This window comes from Pirellulales bacterium (assembly GCA_035499655.1).
Lineage (GTDB): Bacteria > Planctomycetota > Planctomycetia > Pirellulales > JADZDJ01 > DATJYL01.
On sequence record DATJYL010000228.1, the window covers coordinates 1 to 14,062 of the forward strand.

A 14,062-nucleotide genomic window follows, 5' to 3' on the forward strand; every position below is an offset into this window, starting at 1 on the left:
TAATGCAATTTGCTCTTCCGTAAATCGCTTTCCCTTCATGGTCCAGGTTCTCCTTTCCAAAATGCAAAGTTACAAAAAACCTCGCATTCCGTCTGGACCAAGAATCGGGGAGCAGGTCAGTCACCATACATGTGCGGACCGCCGCCTCTCCGGAACCATGCTTGAAGAAGCTATAATTAACAGTGCCGTTAATCTAGGAGGCGAAGCATGACTAAGCAGTGGCAGGAAGAAACCGGATCATTCCGAGTTCGTAATTCCGATGATGAGGTGTTCAAACTGTATGTAATTTCCACTTTCCGGGAAAATGAGGATATGTACGAGGCGAGGGTCGAACGAAATGCCCTCAAGGAATTGCGGGATGAATTTGGCAGGCACGCGAATCCCGTTGAAGGGCAGGACATGCAGTTCGTGTTCGACGATGCGCCCGAGGAAATCCTGACGGTTGTGGATGCAGAGGAGTTGAAGCAGGCGATGGGGTAGCCTGGAACACAGCCCTAGTGAGCCCCGTGTAACAATCCGTTTGCTGATGGTGGCCTCGCTTTGTGTGGTCTGCCCAGGTAGGATAGGAGCGGACTGGCGATCTTCTCTCACTGACCGTGCTGTCGGCCAAATGGTCGATTCCTCTCCAATCGTCGTGGTTTTCTCCCACGACGTCCACCTCTTTCCATTGGGGAGATACTATGTTCGGCAAAAAAGAAGTTTCGGACTCGGAATTGTCGAGAACCGTTAATTCTCGCTTGGGACGCACGGGGACCGGTTCGCGCGTTACCGCAGTGGTAAACCGCGGAGTGGTGACGCTGACTGGCAAATTGCAATATGCCGCACAGCGCACGCCGATTATGAATGCGGCGAGCAGGGTCGCCGGCATTCGACAAGTGATTGACCAAATGCAACTCATTCCCGCGAAGAAGTATTCCTCGCCGCCGCCAAAACCGGTCGTGAAGCCAGTTCGGCAAATACCGACTGTCGGACAAGTTGAGTTGATTCCGATTGCCGAAAAAGCTGATCCGATTCTGCTTGTCGAGCAACCGAAAGAAGTTTCTCCTCCGGACGTTTCTGCTGCAAAATGACGATGTGATGATCTGGTCGTTCACGAACCTGATCGTTAGATCTGGGTGAAAAAACGGTCGTCGTAGATGCCGCCGCGGCTAAGCGGGAAGAGCCTGGCACCCTCACCCTAGCCCCTCTCCCGAAGAGAGAGGGAAATTTAATGCTCGCGGCTGTAGACGAGTTCGGTTCTCCAACAGATATGACGACGGTGCCGGCGCCACGTTTTGACCTGCTCAAGGTCGATCGGTATGCATCGGGCGCGCTGCAATACTCGCGGGGTTGTCCGTTTCAATGCGAGTTCTGCGACAGACTCACGCTGTTGTGGTCGTTGTTTTGGGCGCTGTTGTGGGACAGCTCACTGTACAATACGCTCAAAAAAACAATCGCACGAATAAACCACTCAAAATGTCAGCAATATACAACCTTTCTTGTGAAAGTTAGCGGGAACTTGGTCTATCTTTCCCCAGGGTACAAGCTATACTACATGCGGTCGGTCTGACGACACGAATCTGCCGCTCTCGGTTCCCACCGAAGAACCCTCTGCTGCCGCCTCTCTCGTTTTCCTACCTGGGCGGATCAACACGCTGATCCCTTTCGAGCGGCCCGGAAAGCTTTGTCGGGCAGCAAATTTTAGCAGTCGGGAGTTCTATTGTGGTTAAGAAGTTATATGTGGGTAATTTGAGTTACGATGTCGACAACGCAAGCCTGGAAACCATGTTTGCGGCGTATGGCTCGGTTAAGAGTGCCGAGGTCATTCAAGACCGCGATACCGGACGAAGCAAAGGCTTCGGATTTGTCGAAATGGGCGACGACAATGCGGCGCAAGAAGCAATTCGAGGGCTGAACGAAAGCCAGCAAGGCGGGCGGCCCTTAACCGTCAACGAAGCCAAGCCTCGCGAACCCCGTTCCGGCGGTTACGGTGGCGGGAGCGGACGCAGCGGCGGTTATCGACGTTAATTTGATTTGACCGATGCGCAGCCAGTATTCAGCCGGTCGTGAGTGTCGAGCGATTGCTGGCTGCGCACATACGGGATCTTAAAGGAAGGAGACCATCGCGATGTTGCGCGATATCGATTACGGTGCGACGGCAGTAAAGACAGCTATTGTGGAGAAGTTCGGGCGCCAGGAGGCCCTCGCCGATTTGCTGGTTGTTGCCAACGAAAACACCATTTCAGTTCAACATGGCCGGAGAATTGCCGAAGGGACCAGAGATCATTTAATCACCGCGATCCGCAAAGTCGGCGGTTACGCTCAGTTCTGGGAGCTGATTTCAAGCGAAAATACTTAGCAGCGAAGAAGCAGAGCAAACATGGCGCAAAAACATCGGTTCCACCATCGCAAATCGGGCAGATCCCCTACTCCGGCAGTGCGTCAGAATATTCCCCGCGAGGCGCCAGCGCCTTACGTGCCGAAGCCGCCGATCCAATATGGAAAGGCATTGGTGCTTCTAGAAGATGGCGACAGGAGCACGTTCGAATTTGTCGCCGGCGCATGGATTCCTTACGGTTTAACGATCGCCCAGTGTCGTTTTGGAGAATGCATGGTGAAGGAGTTGCCCCAGAAGGTAAATGGCAGGACGAGATATGAAATTCGCCACCCCATCCCGTCAAACTAATACACCTCCCACGACGTGCAATGGGCATTTTAACCCGAAAACAAGATGAACGGTTTGTCATTAGTTCGGATCATGCCAATCCCAGAGCCACAAGCAGGCGCGCGCCTCGTCGCGTAAATGAACCATACCAGGTATGGACCGGTTTTAGCTGGTCACCGAACACGACCGAGGCTGTTGTATTTGATTCACTTGAAGACGCTGACGAATACGTCCGCGCGAACTATCCAAGATTAGCGAGTACGCTTCAGGCTACCTGAGCCAAGCACCTGTCGGGATCGCCAAAGTTTCCGACGCCTTTTTAGGAGAAAATCTTATGCATCAAGTTGATGTCAGTCGAAACGGTGTCGAAGTAGGTACGGTGCGTTTTCGAGGCCTTGCCCTCGCTGAACAGCCTCAAACCGAATCGCGCCGTTATCAGTGCCGTCCAAAGAATTGTGTGCCCAAAAATATCGCCAAGAAAATTGCCGATCGGCTCACATTCGGTGTTGCGGCTGGGCATGAAGGCGAATACGAGTGGCATACCTAAGCGCGACGTAATCCGTGATTGTAGTCAGGCAGTAGGTTATCCGATCACTGCAGGCGACTTTTTACTGGGCCGCGCCTGCGATGGTTTGCTACTCCCCGGTGCGGATTTTTTTCATCTCGGTTTGTGCATCGCGCTTGTTGGCAAACAGTTTGCTACGCGCACTTTGCGACGACCAACGTCTGCCAGTCCAAAACCAGTCGGGACTCGTCTCGGCTACCGAAAACTCACCTCCGGCGATATCCACATCGCTATCGGTTTCATGGGCACCCTCAACGATCACCCAATTATCGTTAAACTTCATGGCCTGCATCTTGATCTCGATTCTGTATGTTGCTTCATCAGGCAGCTTACCAGAAATCCGGTGTCAGTCCGATGCAGTTTCGACCGAAATCGAGAATAATTCTTTGCAACTCGGTCGGATTGTCATCGCTTACAGCAAATCCCATTGCAGTTCTCTGTGATGTCGAGCGCGGATCGATTGTGGCTCTAACTACCTGTTACACAACTACCCCAGACCGGAAGTTTTTCGGGCAGTGAGCTGCTCATAAAAGTTACTTTTTCTTGGTTATTCTGGCTGACCGACCGATTGTCCATGTCGATCGAATTTCACCGGTACTTTTTCGGATAAGTTCTTCAGCGCGCCGGAATTTTGTATGAGCACTGGTCAATTCGGCTCGACTTTAGTTGAGCATTTCCAGAGCAGCTTTAAAATTGAGCCAAGGCTTTGATTCGTCTTTCCGCAGTTGATCTGTTTTTGGCCATAGTCACATCTCATAATTCAATCTGGACTTCAAGATCGTCTCCAACAACTCTTTACAGGTACACAGGCCAAAAGTGGCAAATACAGTGAAATGGTTATCCGATTGCCAACGAACGTGGTCACTTCGTAGCTTCGCATCACCTGATCGTGTAGAATGTCACTGAACTGGCGATCTTCTCTCATTTGACCGTCCTGTTAGACCAAATGGTCGATTCCCCCCCGATCGTCGTGGCTCCCCGGCTATAGCAACCGCCGTACCGATTCACGCCAATCAGTTAGAGCGGCGATAAATAGTTCAATAGCCGTCCAGTCGCCCCGACTTGAGTTAGAATGGGTTCGTCGAACTTAGTTGCTGAGAGCCATTTCTCATTCTGTACCAACGGTTTGTAACTGCGATTGCGGTCCGGGATTTGTTTCAAACAGCCGGTCGATTTCGACGCCCTTGCATGTTGAATTGTTTGAACTCGTTGGCCAGCAAATAGTTACCGAGTTCAAATCCAGTCGTCAGTCTCGGTGACTATGCCGAAGCATTGATACCGCTCGACGCGCGCGTTGAAGGAAATGCCGGCCAAGTATCACACGGACGGCATTCAACCTCATTTCTTCGCTTCTTTCGAGTTTTTCGCGCGGCGCAACGGCTATCAACCCCGTGGTGAGTTGTCGGCTCCTCGGGATAAGATACCCAGACAGTCACATGTGCGCCGATCCAAAGAGGAAGACCCCAATGCCTGTCCACGACCGCAGCAGTTTCGAGAATATTTACGCGGGTCAACCTCGGTGGGAAATCGGCAGACCGCAAAGGGCGTTCCTGAACGCTGCGGACCAAATCACAGGTTCGATTCTCGATTCCGGGTGTGGCACAGGGGAGATCGCTCTGCATTTCGCCAGCCTCGGACACAAAGTTACGGGCATCGACTTCCTTGCCGAGCCTATCGAGCAGGCCAAACGGAAAGCATCGGAGCGAGGATTAGCCGCCTCGTTCTTCAATATGAATGCCTTGGTACTGGAGCAACTGTCCGAGGTTTTCGACACCGTGATCGACAGCGGATTGTTTCACGTTTTCTCAGATGACGACCGGCGACGATATATCGCGGGGTTGGCATCGGTCCTGAAGCCGGGTGGTCGGTTGTTCCTGCTTTGCTTCTCGGACGCCGAGCCGGGCGACCAAGGACCCAGACGAGTAAGTCGGCAAGAAATTGATGACGCCTTTGCGCAAGGATGGATGATTGAGTCCGTTGAGCCATCCGAATACGAGGTCCGTCCCGATTCGCCCGGTTTTGATCCCGAAATCGGCGGACCAAAGGCATGGTTTGTGATCGCGCGGAGAATATGATCGTCGGGCGAATGTTCTTCCGAAACCACGATTCTGTTAGCTATGCTGATTTGAAGAAAAATTGACGACTGCATCCGAGCCTGCTAGTTTCGCGTATGACTCAGATTATCCTCTCAGCGATTGCCATCGGAATTGGGGCGACCATGTGCGTCGACCTTTGGGCAATGTTGCTCAATCGCGGTTTCGGAATCCCTTCTCTGGACTATTGTTTGCTCGGTCGCTGGTTCCTCCATATGCCTTCAGGCACGTTCGTGCATGCCAGCATCGGTGCTGCGCAAGCCAAACCGCATGAATGTGTGATTGGCTGGGTCGCACTCTACACTATTGGAGTCACGCTTGCCCTCGTGTTTGTGCTCCTTTTCTCGGCAAGCTGGCTCGAAAACCCGACCCCGATTCCCGCTCTTGCATTTGGGATCGTGACTGTCCTGCTGCCCTACTTCGTCATGCAGCCCGCGCTCGGGCTGGGAGTCGCTGCTTCGAAGACGCCCAAGCCCATACAGGCCCGAGTGAAGAGTTTGATGACCCACGCGGTTTTTGGAATGGGCCTCTATGCATCAGCTTGGCTTCTCAGTCACTTCCTGGCTCACTAGCGAGCGGCATTTCGGGGCCATATCTGCAAGAACAGAATCGCTTAATATTAAAGCCCTAATTGATTCCGGCCAACTTTTTAGGTATCTCAAAAAAAGTTCAATAGCCATCCAGTCGCCCGGACTTAACTGGACAGAACGCCCTTCGGCCAGCACGTCGAAGGGCTCTCTTATGGTGGGGACAAGAGTTGAGTCGTCTGACTTGCTTCCCAACTTTGGTCCAGTTGGAATGCTAGAAAAACAGGGTTTCAGCGGGGGCTAGCCCCCCGCTGAAAAAATCGCAAACTCCTCCGGCGTCCGTTGCCCCAGCGCACTGTGGGGCCGGTGCCGGTTGTAATCTTCTCGCCACGCGGCGATGACTTCCTGGGCATCGTCCAGTGACAAGAACCATTGCTGATTCAAACACTCTTCACGGAACTTTCCGTTGAACGATTCAATATAACCATTTTCCCAGGGACTGCCCGGTTCGATGAACAACGTTTGCCCGCCCACCCGAGTCAGCCACTGCCCCTGACAAAAGTGCCCCCTGTAGGACTCGAACCTACAACCCATTGATTAAGAGTCAATTGCTCTGCCAATTGAGCTAAGGGGGCGAACTGCGTACAGTAAAAAAAGTTGAGCTTGTTCGCAAGTGTCGAATAGTCGCCATTCAAATTCCAATTTCTTTGGTCCAAATTGCTTCGTCGACTAACAAGACCGGAATTTGATCGATGATCGGGTAAAGAAGCTGGCCATCGGCTCGAATCAGCGCTCCGTCGAGCTGCCTTTCGACCTGCTGTCCGCCACGATTTTTCAACTGGCCCGCGGCGATGGCTTCGTTCAATCGTACAACCAAACCTGTGCTGGCCGCGGACAGTTTGCTGTGATCATCAGGGCAGCGGAGGATTGCTAGCAACTCGGCGTGGAGCATGATTATCTCATTTCCAGCTAAATTTGGCACAAAAAAGTGAGTATAAAGGAGCCGAAAGCAAACAAACAGCCCTCGGACAAGGACTGACTCTAAATCTGTCATACTTATCGCCCCATGGTCGAGCGGAACGGTCTAAAGTGCATGCAGCGCCAGTGCCGATGCAGATATGATGTAAGGGGCTTCAGGGCTGAATAAAAGAGCGGTCGATTGTGCCAATGGCCAAGGGCAGCGAATTTCGCTGCAGGCCGTAATCGAGTAGCTCTCAGACCCTCTAACCGGAGGACCGAAGGAATGATCCACCGGAACATTCTCGGTGCATTGTTTGCCACGCTGGCGCTAGGGCAGGTTGCCTGGGCGCAGCAAATCGAAACCGATCCGCAAACCGGCGTGCAGTACCAGGTAACGCGGCAGGTCTACAAGCGCCCGGTTTCGGAAACGCACATCGAACAGCGACCGTACACCGTGTATTCGGAACGGCTGAGTACCGAATATCAGCCTTCATACCGCACGGTGTACACGCCGGTAACGGAATACACGTGGGAGCCTTACTTGGCGAACCGTTGGAATCCGTTTGCCCAACCCACGGTGGCCTATCATTACGTGCCCCATACTCGTTTGGATGCACGCGTTGAAGAAACGCAGATTCCTCTTACGCGGCACGATTTCATTCCAGAGCAGCATGTAGCGCAAGTGCCTGTGACCACTCAGCAATTGGTTGACGAAGAGCACATTACACGTATTGCGTTGACCGGGTCGAACAGTGCTGATCCGTTTGCTAATCGAACAGTGTCAACTGGCGGCTCGCAAATCGGCGGCGTTGCCACGCTGCAACAAGATCCGCCGAAGCAAGGCAACGCCTTCGTCGATCGTCGCTAACGGAGCGACCGGTCTCGTCACCTCAACTCGGCGCCGCATCGAACTTTGAGCGGCAAGAGCTTAACATTCGTCCGCATTGGCTCGGCGGCGGCGACGGCCCGATTTTACCGCGCTCCATTCCTTGGTCAGCGTTTCGAAAACCTCGGGCGATTCGTAACGAATGACGTTTTTGCCTTCCGGCATGGGGCCAATCAGGCCGCGAAACACCGGCAGGCCTCGTAGGTCTAAATCTGTGCTGCAATCGTCGACGCCGATTTGAGTGTGCATGCGCAGAAGAGTATCCGGGGCATCGTAGTCGCGCATGCGGATTTTGCCGTCCGGACCACGGGTCACTACACGAAACGTGTCTTTGGCCATCGTCGGGAACCTGTTCTTGTTGGTGTCTTGGATATTGCGACGTTCCGCGGCCCAATGACCTTGGCCGGCGGTGTCGGTGGCTGTCAGGGACAGGCCATCCTTGACCCAAAAGGCAGTTCACGACGTTTGATCGCCGTGGCATGCGAATGTATCGGATGCTAGCACGTGCGGTACACACCATTTTTCAGACGCCGTTACGCTGCGCTTGTGCGACACAAGCGGAATGCTATATCCCCGATTGTCATGCTGGCCGAACCATCATCTTGTGAGCCAAACCACTCGCGCACCGTTACAGGCAGCAAATTCGATATGTGCGGTATGAGGTTCCGGATAAGGTAAATGGCGATGGCAGCCATAACCACATTAGCACCTCAACTTACCGTCGCGTACCTGATTGCGTATGAATTGCAGGGCTTCTTCGAAATTGGCTTGCAGGCGCATGAATCGCTTGCGGTCTCCGCCGCAGTCGGGATGCAATTGCTTCACTTTCTGTCGATAGGTGCGCATGAGCTGCTCTTCATTGCAGGGGAGTTTCAACCCCATCGCCGCCAAGCAGCGGGGCGTTTGCAAACGTACCCAGCGGGGAAAATTCGGTAGATGATCGGTCACGACGATCAATGCCCGTCGAAAGGTACGCAACCAGGCTCGCACATCTAGCACAAAAAGCACATGCCCGGAAAGCGTGAGGGCCAGAATCCCGCCCAGCAGCAGGCAAGTGGTCGCCAAATCCAGGGCATCGGGCCAATGATGATGAGCGGCGAAGGACATCGATCAAAAATGTTTGAACCGGGCAAAGTTTTGAAGTTTCACCTGAGTGTACTGTCTCAATCCGTTTAATTCCAGGAAAAAATCAGGCCACGGCGCCCAGCGATGGTCCCTCGCCGAAATAGTATTTTTTGGCGTCCGGATGGTTGAGCACTTCCTCGGCTGTGCCTTCGCACAGCACTTTCCCGCTGCGAATGACGTAACTGCGGTCGGTAATGGCCAATGTTTCGCGCTCGCGGTGGTCGGTTATCAAAATGGCAATGCCTTCCTCGCGCAGGCGGCGAATGATTTTTTGAATGCTGTTGATCGTCACCGGGTCGATGCCCGTAAATGGCTCGTCCAGGAGAATGATTTTGGGTTTGGAAATCAAGCACCGCGCAATTTCCAGACGCCGCTTTTCACCGCCGGAAATGAACATCGCCTTCGATTTGCGAATGTGCTTGATATCGAACTGTTCCAGTAGGCCGGCGCAGAGCTTTTTGCGCGCCCGGCGGTCCATTCCCAGCATTTCCATCACCGCCAGCAAGTTATTTTCGACCGACAACTTGCGGAACACACTTTGTTCTTGAGCCAAATAGCCCATGCCGCCTTGTCGGGCGCGCATAAACATGGGCCAGTTGGTGACGTCTTGCTCGCCGAGGATGACTTTGCCTGCGTCGGGCTCGATGATGCCGCAGGTCATGCGGAAGCTGGTGGTTTTGCCTGCCCCGTTTGGTCCTAACAAGCCGACGATTTCGCCGGCGTCAACCTGGAAATCGACGCCGTCTACCACGCGGCGCGAGCCGTAGGTTTTTACCAGGCCGGTGACTTCCAGAAGCGACATTGCAGAAATCCTTTTCATCTCGAGCAGCAGGCAAACCGTGGTTAGGGCTGCCTGTTGCCTGCAGCCCGCCGCCGGCAATGTTCAATGGACAAACCTCATGCGGCTGAAATTTGGCCAGAAGGGGAAGGGTATTTTTTTGTCTCCAATTTCCAGGTAGTTGAACGAGTGCGGCCAGTAGACAAATAGCGCTTTTCCAATCAGCAATTGGCGGTCGACATAATTTTGAGATCGCCAGAAGCGGCCGTCGCTGCTTTTGGGGCTGTTGTCCCCCAGCATAAAAAATTGGTCGGCTTGCAAGTCGATGGACGAACGGAGGCGGTTCCCCGGATACACGTTGTCTTCGCGCGACAAATAATACACGTCGCGGCGGATTTTGAGATGGCTGACATCGAGGACCGCGCCGGGCTCCGCGGCGATTCCGACGGGGGACAAATCGGTGGCTTCTTCGGAGCCCGGCACGGGCGCGGTCACGACGGCTTCGGTGTTGTTCAGCGGCGCATAGCTTGTCGGCGCGTTGAAATCGACGAGCATGTCGTTGATCCACAGCAGCAACTGCTCGTCAACATTGGAGAAGCGAACTTGATAAGTGCCGGGGGCACGAATTGCCGTGGCCGCGGTGGGCGCGAAGTCGGGCTTTCCAGAAATCGAAAGCTTGGCCAGGCCGGAGGCCAGATCAATGTGGCAGCGGAATTGGCGTCCTCCCTTGACTAATTCCAGAATGACGCCGCCGTTTGTATTCTTCACCGTGAGCGTACATTCCAAGGCCAAGTCGCCGACCCACACTTCAGCGGGCGGCGGCGAGTCGCAATTATCGGGAAAGTCACCGTCGTTGTAGGCGTAGAAGTCCTTGATCAAACTTGGCGACGGCGCATGAAACGGGCGGCCTGCTTTGACATCGTCCCAGAGATTGTCGTCGGGCAAAATGTTTTGATAGCGCAACCAGGCTGGTTGCGAGGCGCCCTCGGTTTGGAACGACTTAAAGTCGGCGCTGGTTTTCCAGGGGCTGGCGCTGGCCGGGGCGGCCCAGGGTTGCCAGCGTGGTGGCAGGCCGGCCTGAATGAGCTTGGGGATGACATTATCGTTGTCGTACACCGGCTGCATGATGGCCGCGAGCTTTTCCGGCGGTTTGCGGGCGATTTGAAAATTCTCGGAACCCAAGGGTGCGGTGTAGACGTCGCCGTTGTGGAGCCAAATGCGCTCGCCGGGCAGTCCAATCAGTCGCTTTATGTAGTTTTCTTTGGCATCCTCAGGATACTTAAATACCACTACGTCCCAGCGTTGCGGATCGGCAAGATCGTAGGCGAATTTATTGACGATAATTCGATCGCCATTGTAGGAGGGATATTCCTCGGGGTCTTGTGGATTGTCAACATCCATGGTGTAGCGGCACATGGGGCAGGTGACGGTCTTCATGCGGCAGCTTGCTTTGGGAACGCTGGTTTCGCGATCGACTTCTTCGCTGGCACCTACACGATATACATAGCCACACTCAGGACAAACAATATCTTTGTGGCGGCCTTGCAAAGTGGGGGCCATGGAACCGGTGGGAATGACGAACGCTTCGGCCTCGAAGGTGCGGAACATGAAGGCCAGAATGAAGGCGATGGCGACCGACTCGACGGTTTCGCGAAAAGTGCGGACCCAGGCCGTGGGATCCTGGGGAGCAGCGTGTTTTTCGCCGGCTGTTTTGGCGGAATCGGTTTTTTTACTCATGGGAAGTGCTTCTCAATGTTTTCGGTGCGGTGCCTCGCTAGGCCCAAGATATTGATATCCCTGGGCTTTGGGAGCGAGCGAAGGGGGCCACATTGGATTCGGCACTATCGTATTCGTTTGACAGGCCAAAATATAGCTAATTGCCGCGGCTGCCGGAACTTGAAACGGTGATAGCACGTCAAAAGGCGAAAAAAGACCTGGGATGAAGAACAAAATACCAGGAAAAACGGCGGAAGTCGGGCTTGTTTTGTTTGCGCCGGAGGGGGTCCCATATTTTCCTGTAAAAAAGGTGGCCAATTTTTGGGAAGCTGTTTAAAACTTCGCTCTCTCCGCAGATGGCGTTGGGATGAGTATTTTTCGGTGATTTCCGGTGCCCTCACCTCGTCACAGCGAGTCACCTGCGGACACCGGCCCTCTTCCTAGGGACAAGAGTTATTTGCTCTGGAGCACAATTTTTGTGAGTTCCGGGCGGCAGTTAATTCGCAGCGGCAGCTCAGCGGAGATGCCGCGGCTGACGTGCATGAGCGTGGGGTTAGCGTAAAAAGTTCCACTGGCATATTTCACGCCGTGCATGCTGGGGGCGAAAATCGGACCGATCAGCGGCAAGCGAATTTGACCGCCGTGCGTGTGGCCGGCCAGCATCAGGTCGAAATCGCAGCGGCGGGCCCAAGGCCATTGATCGGGAGAGTGCGCCAGCAGCAGCCGCAGTTGTGGTCGATCGGAGGAGCGTGGCGGACAGCGCTGCATGTCCGGCGGCGGGCGAAACCACGGCGCTTCATTCCCCGCCAGGATGACTTCGGCCCCGGCCACGTCCAAGCGGCGCCATTGGTTGCCGATGTCGGTAAAACCCACGCCGGTTAAGGCTTGGCGAATGCGCGGCGCGGCGCCAGTGTATTCGTCGTGATTTCCCAAAACAAAATAGGTTCCCAACGGGGCCGACAAAGGGGCCAGGGTTTGGGGAATCCAACCGAGCAATTCTATTTTGTCGAGGATGTCACCGGTGAGAACAATCATATCTGACCGTAGGGCGTTGGCTTGCTGGACGACTTCCTGAAAGAATTCGACGCCGATTCGGCCGGTGATGTGCAAATCGGTGAGGTGGGTAATCGAAAAGCCTTCGAGCTGAGAGGGTAAACGCTCCAAGACGAACTGCTTTTCGTCGACGGCCAGTTGCAGCACCTGGTTTCCGGGCACGTGAGCAAGCAGCCGGGCACGCCCGCCGGCCAGCGGTTTTTTCCCCAGCAGGGCGGCCACATCGACAAGCCTGGTGCGCTGTTCGAGGACGACTGCCAAGGGGGTGGTGACCCAATGGCGTTGGACCCATAACACCACGATGGCCAGCGCCAGAATCCAGCAGGGGATGAGATACAGCCATAATAGCTGCGCATGCGCCGACTGCGAGAGCCATGCATCCAGCGATTCTCCAGAACTGAGCCACAGGCCCAGGGCCAACAGGGGCGTCAACATCAGCAGCATGTGTCCGCAGCCGGAGAGGAGCTTGGTGATAACTCTTGAGAAGCCTACGGCGTGGGCGCGGTTTACAAAGCCGACCCACAGCGCGGCATGTCCCAGCAGGGCAAGCAGAGTCAGCACGATGGTGACGACGGGCATGAGACTCTGCGGCGAAGTGAAGTCAGTCGGGGCAACTGGATCAAAGGCGCGAGGAACGGCAAGCTTTCAGCCCTGGCGCAAGCGCGTTGTGGTCCTAGCGTTAGACGAGTTCGCTCTTGGCGACCGCTTTTTGGACGGTATCGAGCAACTGATCCAGGCGGAATGGCTTGTATAGCACCAATTCGATGCCGGCCTGACGCGCTTTCACGATGGAATGCCCCGGATCGTAACCGAAGCCGGTCATCAATACCAGCGGGACGGGATCGAGAATTTCTTGCAGCCGCAAGAGCAGTTCGTAACCGTTCATGTCGGGCAAGCGGATGTCGGCGATGATGACGTCGTAGGCATCGTCGCGGAGCATATTGCGGATCATGCAGACGGCTTCGCCGCCATCGTGGGCGGTTTCGACCACGCAGCCGTAGCGCTCCAAAAGGTTGTGGGCGGCGCTGCGGACCGCTTCGTCGGCATCGACCACGAGAATCCTTCGGTTTTTCAGACCGGGGCGTTTTTCGATTTGCTTGCCGGGAGGGAGCGCCTCGGCGGGGGCCATCGATTGGCCGACCTTTTGAATGACTTGCTTGATGTCGCGGGCATGGCGAAGAATGCGTTGCAAACGCTCCACGACGTCCGCATCGTGGCCAATGTAACGCTGCATGACGTTGACCGCGTCGTTGAGAATTTCGTCCACGGGCAAGGCGACGGCGCCGTGGATGGCCTCCACGCTTTCCTGGGCGGCATTTACTTTTTGCGTAGCAAGCAGTTCCAGGGTGTTCAGGGCGGCGGCCACGTCGCGGCTGAAGATTTCCAAAAACTGCAAGTCGCTTTCGGTAAAGGCGCGGGGTTCTGGGCTTTCCACGTTGAAGGTGCCGATGACCTCGTCGTGCAAGATCAACGGCACCGTCAACGAGCTGTGCCCTCCTTTACAGCCTTGTAAATAGAGGGGATCTTCGGTCGTATCGTCGCACAAATAACTTTTTCCGTTGGCGGCGACGTAACCGGTCACGCCGTTGTTTTGCGGCAGGGCGTACAACACCCGTTGTTCCGCTTCCGGCTCCATGCCCACGGCCAACAGGGGTTCCAGGCGATTTGTTTTTTGATCGAGCAGGCGAATTTCCACCACGTCAAAGTGCAGCAAA

At 54.7% G+C, this 14,062-nt stretch carries 19 protein-coding genes, 1 tRNA gene and 1 pseudogene; 11 read left to right on the plus strand and 10 right to left on the minus strand.

The features are described 5' to 3' along the window. The 8 genes from VMJ32_17915 to VMJ32_17950 all read left to right on the plus strand — a co-directional run. The coding region (locus VMJ32_17915; GenBank protein ID HTQ40900.1) for a hypothetical protein at window positions 1-211 on the plus strand (211 nt) is incomplete at its 5' end. Continuing rightward, entirely contained in the window at window positions 208-480 is a 273-nt protein-coding gene (locus tag VMJ32_17920) for a hypothetical protein (protein HTQ40901.1), read from the plus strand. The genes VMJ32_17915 and VMJ32_17920, both read left to right, overlap by 4 nt. 200 nt (window positions 481-680) lie before the next feature. Further along, complete coding sequence (locus VMJ32_17925) at window positions 681-1,070, plus strand: BON domain-containing protein (protein ID HTQ40902.1); 390 nt, start codon at window positions 681-683, stop codon at window positions 1,068-1,070. Window positions 1,071-1,210: 140 nt separating this feature from the next. Beyond that, entirely contained in the window at window positions 1,211-1,549 is a 339-nt protein-coding gene (locus tag VMJ32_17930) for a hypothetical protein (protein ID HTQ40903.1), read from the plus strand. 152 nt (window positions 1,550-1,701) lie between these two features. After that, window positions 1,702-2,007, plus strand: a complete 306-nt coding sequence (locus VMJ32_17935) for an RNA-binding protein (GenBank protein ID HTQ40904.1) — start codon at window positions 1,702-1,704, stop codon at window positions 2,005-2,007. Between the two features lie 100 nt (window positions 2,008-2,107). After that, complete coding sequence (locus VMJ32_17940) at window positions 2,108-2,338, plus strand: hypothetical protein (protein HTQ40905.1); 231 nt, start codon at window positions 2,108-2,110, stop codon at window positions 2,336-2,338. A 21-nt stretch (window positions 2,339-2,359) separates the two neighbouring features. Further along, window positions 2,360-2,665, plus strand: coding sequence for a hypothetical protein (locus tag VMJ32_17945; GenBank protein HTQ40906.1), 306 nt, complete (start codon window positions 2,360-2,362; stop codon window positions 2,663-2,665). Between the two features lie 313 nt (window positions 2,666-2,978). Next, entirely contained in the window at window positions 2,979-3,191 is a 213-nt protein-coding gene (locus VMJ32_17950; protein HTQ40907.1) for a hypothetical protein, read from the plus strand. An 88-nt stretch (window positions 3,192-3,279) separates the two neighbouring features. Here VMJ32_17950 and VMJ32_17955 read toward each other — a convergent pair whose 3' ends face one another. Continuing rightward, a complete protein-coding gene (locus VMJ32_17955) occupies window positions 3,280-3,492 on the minus strand; it encodes a hypothetical protein (GenBank protein ID HTQ40908.1) in 213 nt (70 codons plus the stop codon). Window positions 3,493-4,675: 1,183 nt separating this feature from the next. On the opposite strand from VMJ32_17955, the gene VMJ32_17960 reads away from it, so the two are divergent. Both VMJ32_17960 and VMJ32_17965 read left to right on the plus strand, forming a co-directional pair. Further along, on the plus strand, window positions 4,676-5,284 hold the full coding sequence (locus tag VMJ32_17960; protein ID HTQ40909.1) for a class I SAM-dependent methyltransferase: 609 nt from the start codon (window positions 4,676-4,678) through the stop codon (window positions 5,282-5,284). Between the two features lie 95 nt (window positions 5,285-5,379). Next, on the plus strand, window positions 5,380-5,874 hold the full coding sequence (locus tag VMJ32_17965; protein ID HTQ40910.1) for a DUF2938 domain-containing protein: 495 nt from the start codon (window positions 5,380-5,382) through the stop codon (window positions 5,872-5,874). A 255-nt stretch (window positions 5,875-6,129) separates the two neighbouring features. Here the strand turns inward: VMJ32_17965 and VMJ32_17970 are convergent. From VMJ32_17970 to VMJ32_17980, 3 genes and pseudogenes are all read right to left on the minus strand, one after another. Next, window positions 6,130-6,366: pseudogene (locus VMJ32_17970) on the minus strand (transposase). Between the two features lie 25 nt (window positions 6,367-6,391). Then, window positions 6,392-6,464 (minus strand) — tRNA-Lys (locus VMJ32_17975). A 56-nt stretch (window positions 6,465-6,520) separates the two neighbouring features. Then, window positions 6,521-6,781 carry a hypothetical protein gene (locus tag VMJ32_17980; GenBank protein HTQ40911.1) on the minus strand — a complete coding sequence of 87 codons (261 nt, stop codon included), beginning with the start codon at window positions 6,779-6,781 and terminating at the stop codon, window positions 6,521-6,523. A 291-nt stretch (window positions 6,782-7,072) separates the two neighbouring features. Here VMJ32_17980 and VMJ32_17985 point away from each other — a divergent pair, with 291 nt between their 5' ends. Beyond that, entirely contained in the window at window positions 7,073-7,657 is a 585-nt protein-coding gene (locus VMJ32_17985; protein ID HTQ40912.1) for a hypothetical protein, read from the plus strand. Between the two features lie 60 nt (window positions 7,658-7,717). On the opposite strand, the gene VMJ32_17990 is transcribed toward VMJ32_17985, so the two are convergent. The 6 genes from VMJ32_17990 to VMJ32_18015 form a co-directional block, all read right to left on the minus strand. Further along, complete coding sequence (locus VMJ32_17990) at window positions 7,718-8,014, minus strand: hypothetical protein (GenBank protein ID HTQ40913.1); 297 nt, start codon at window positions 8,012-8,014, stop codon at window positions 7,718-7,720. Window positions 8,015-8,377: 363 nt separating this feature from the next. Next, entirely contained in the window at window positions 8,378-8,782 is a 405-nt protein-coding gene (locus tag VMJ32_17995) for a J domain-containing protein (protein HTQ40914.1), read from the minus strand. Window positions 8,783-8,864: 82 nt separating this feature from the next. Beyond that, window positions 8,865-9,602 carry an LPS export ABC transporter ATP-binding protein gene (gene lptB, locus VMJ32_18000; protein HTQ40915.1) on the minus strand — a complete coding sequence of 246 codons (738 nt, stop codon included), beginning with the start codon at window positions 9,600-9,602 and terminating at the stop codon, window positions 8,865-8,867. 81 nt (window positions 9,603-9,683) lie between these two features. Next, on the minus strand, window positions 9,684-11,315 hold the full coding sequence (lepB, locus tag VMJ32_18005; protein HTQ40916.1) for a signal peptidase I: 1,632 nt from the start codon (window positions 11,313-11,315) through the stop codon (window positions 9,684-9,686). A gap of 432 nt (window positions 11,316-11,747) precedes the next feature. Beyond that, entirely contained in the window at window positions 11,748-12,926 is a 1,179-nt protein-coding gene (locus tag VMJ32_18010) for a metallophosphoesterase (GenBank protein HTQ40917.1), read from the minus strand. 100 nt (window positions 12,927-13,026) lie between these two features. After that, on the minus strand, window positions 13,027-14,062 hold a 1,036-nt coding region (locus VMJ32_18015), incomplete at its 5' end, for a response regulator (protein HTQ40918.1).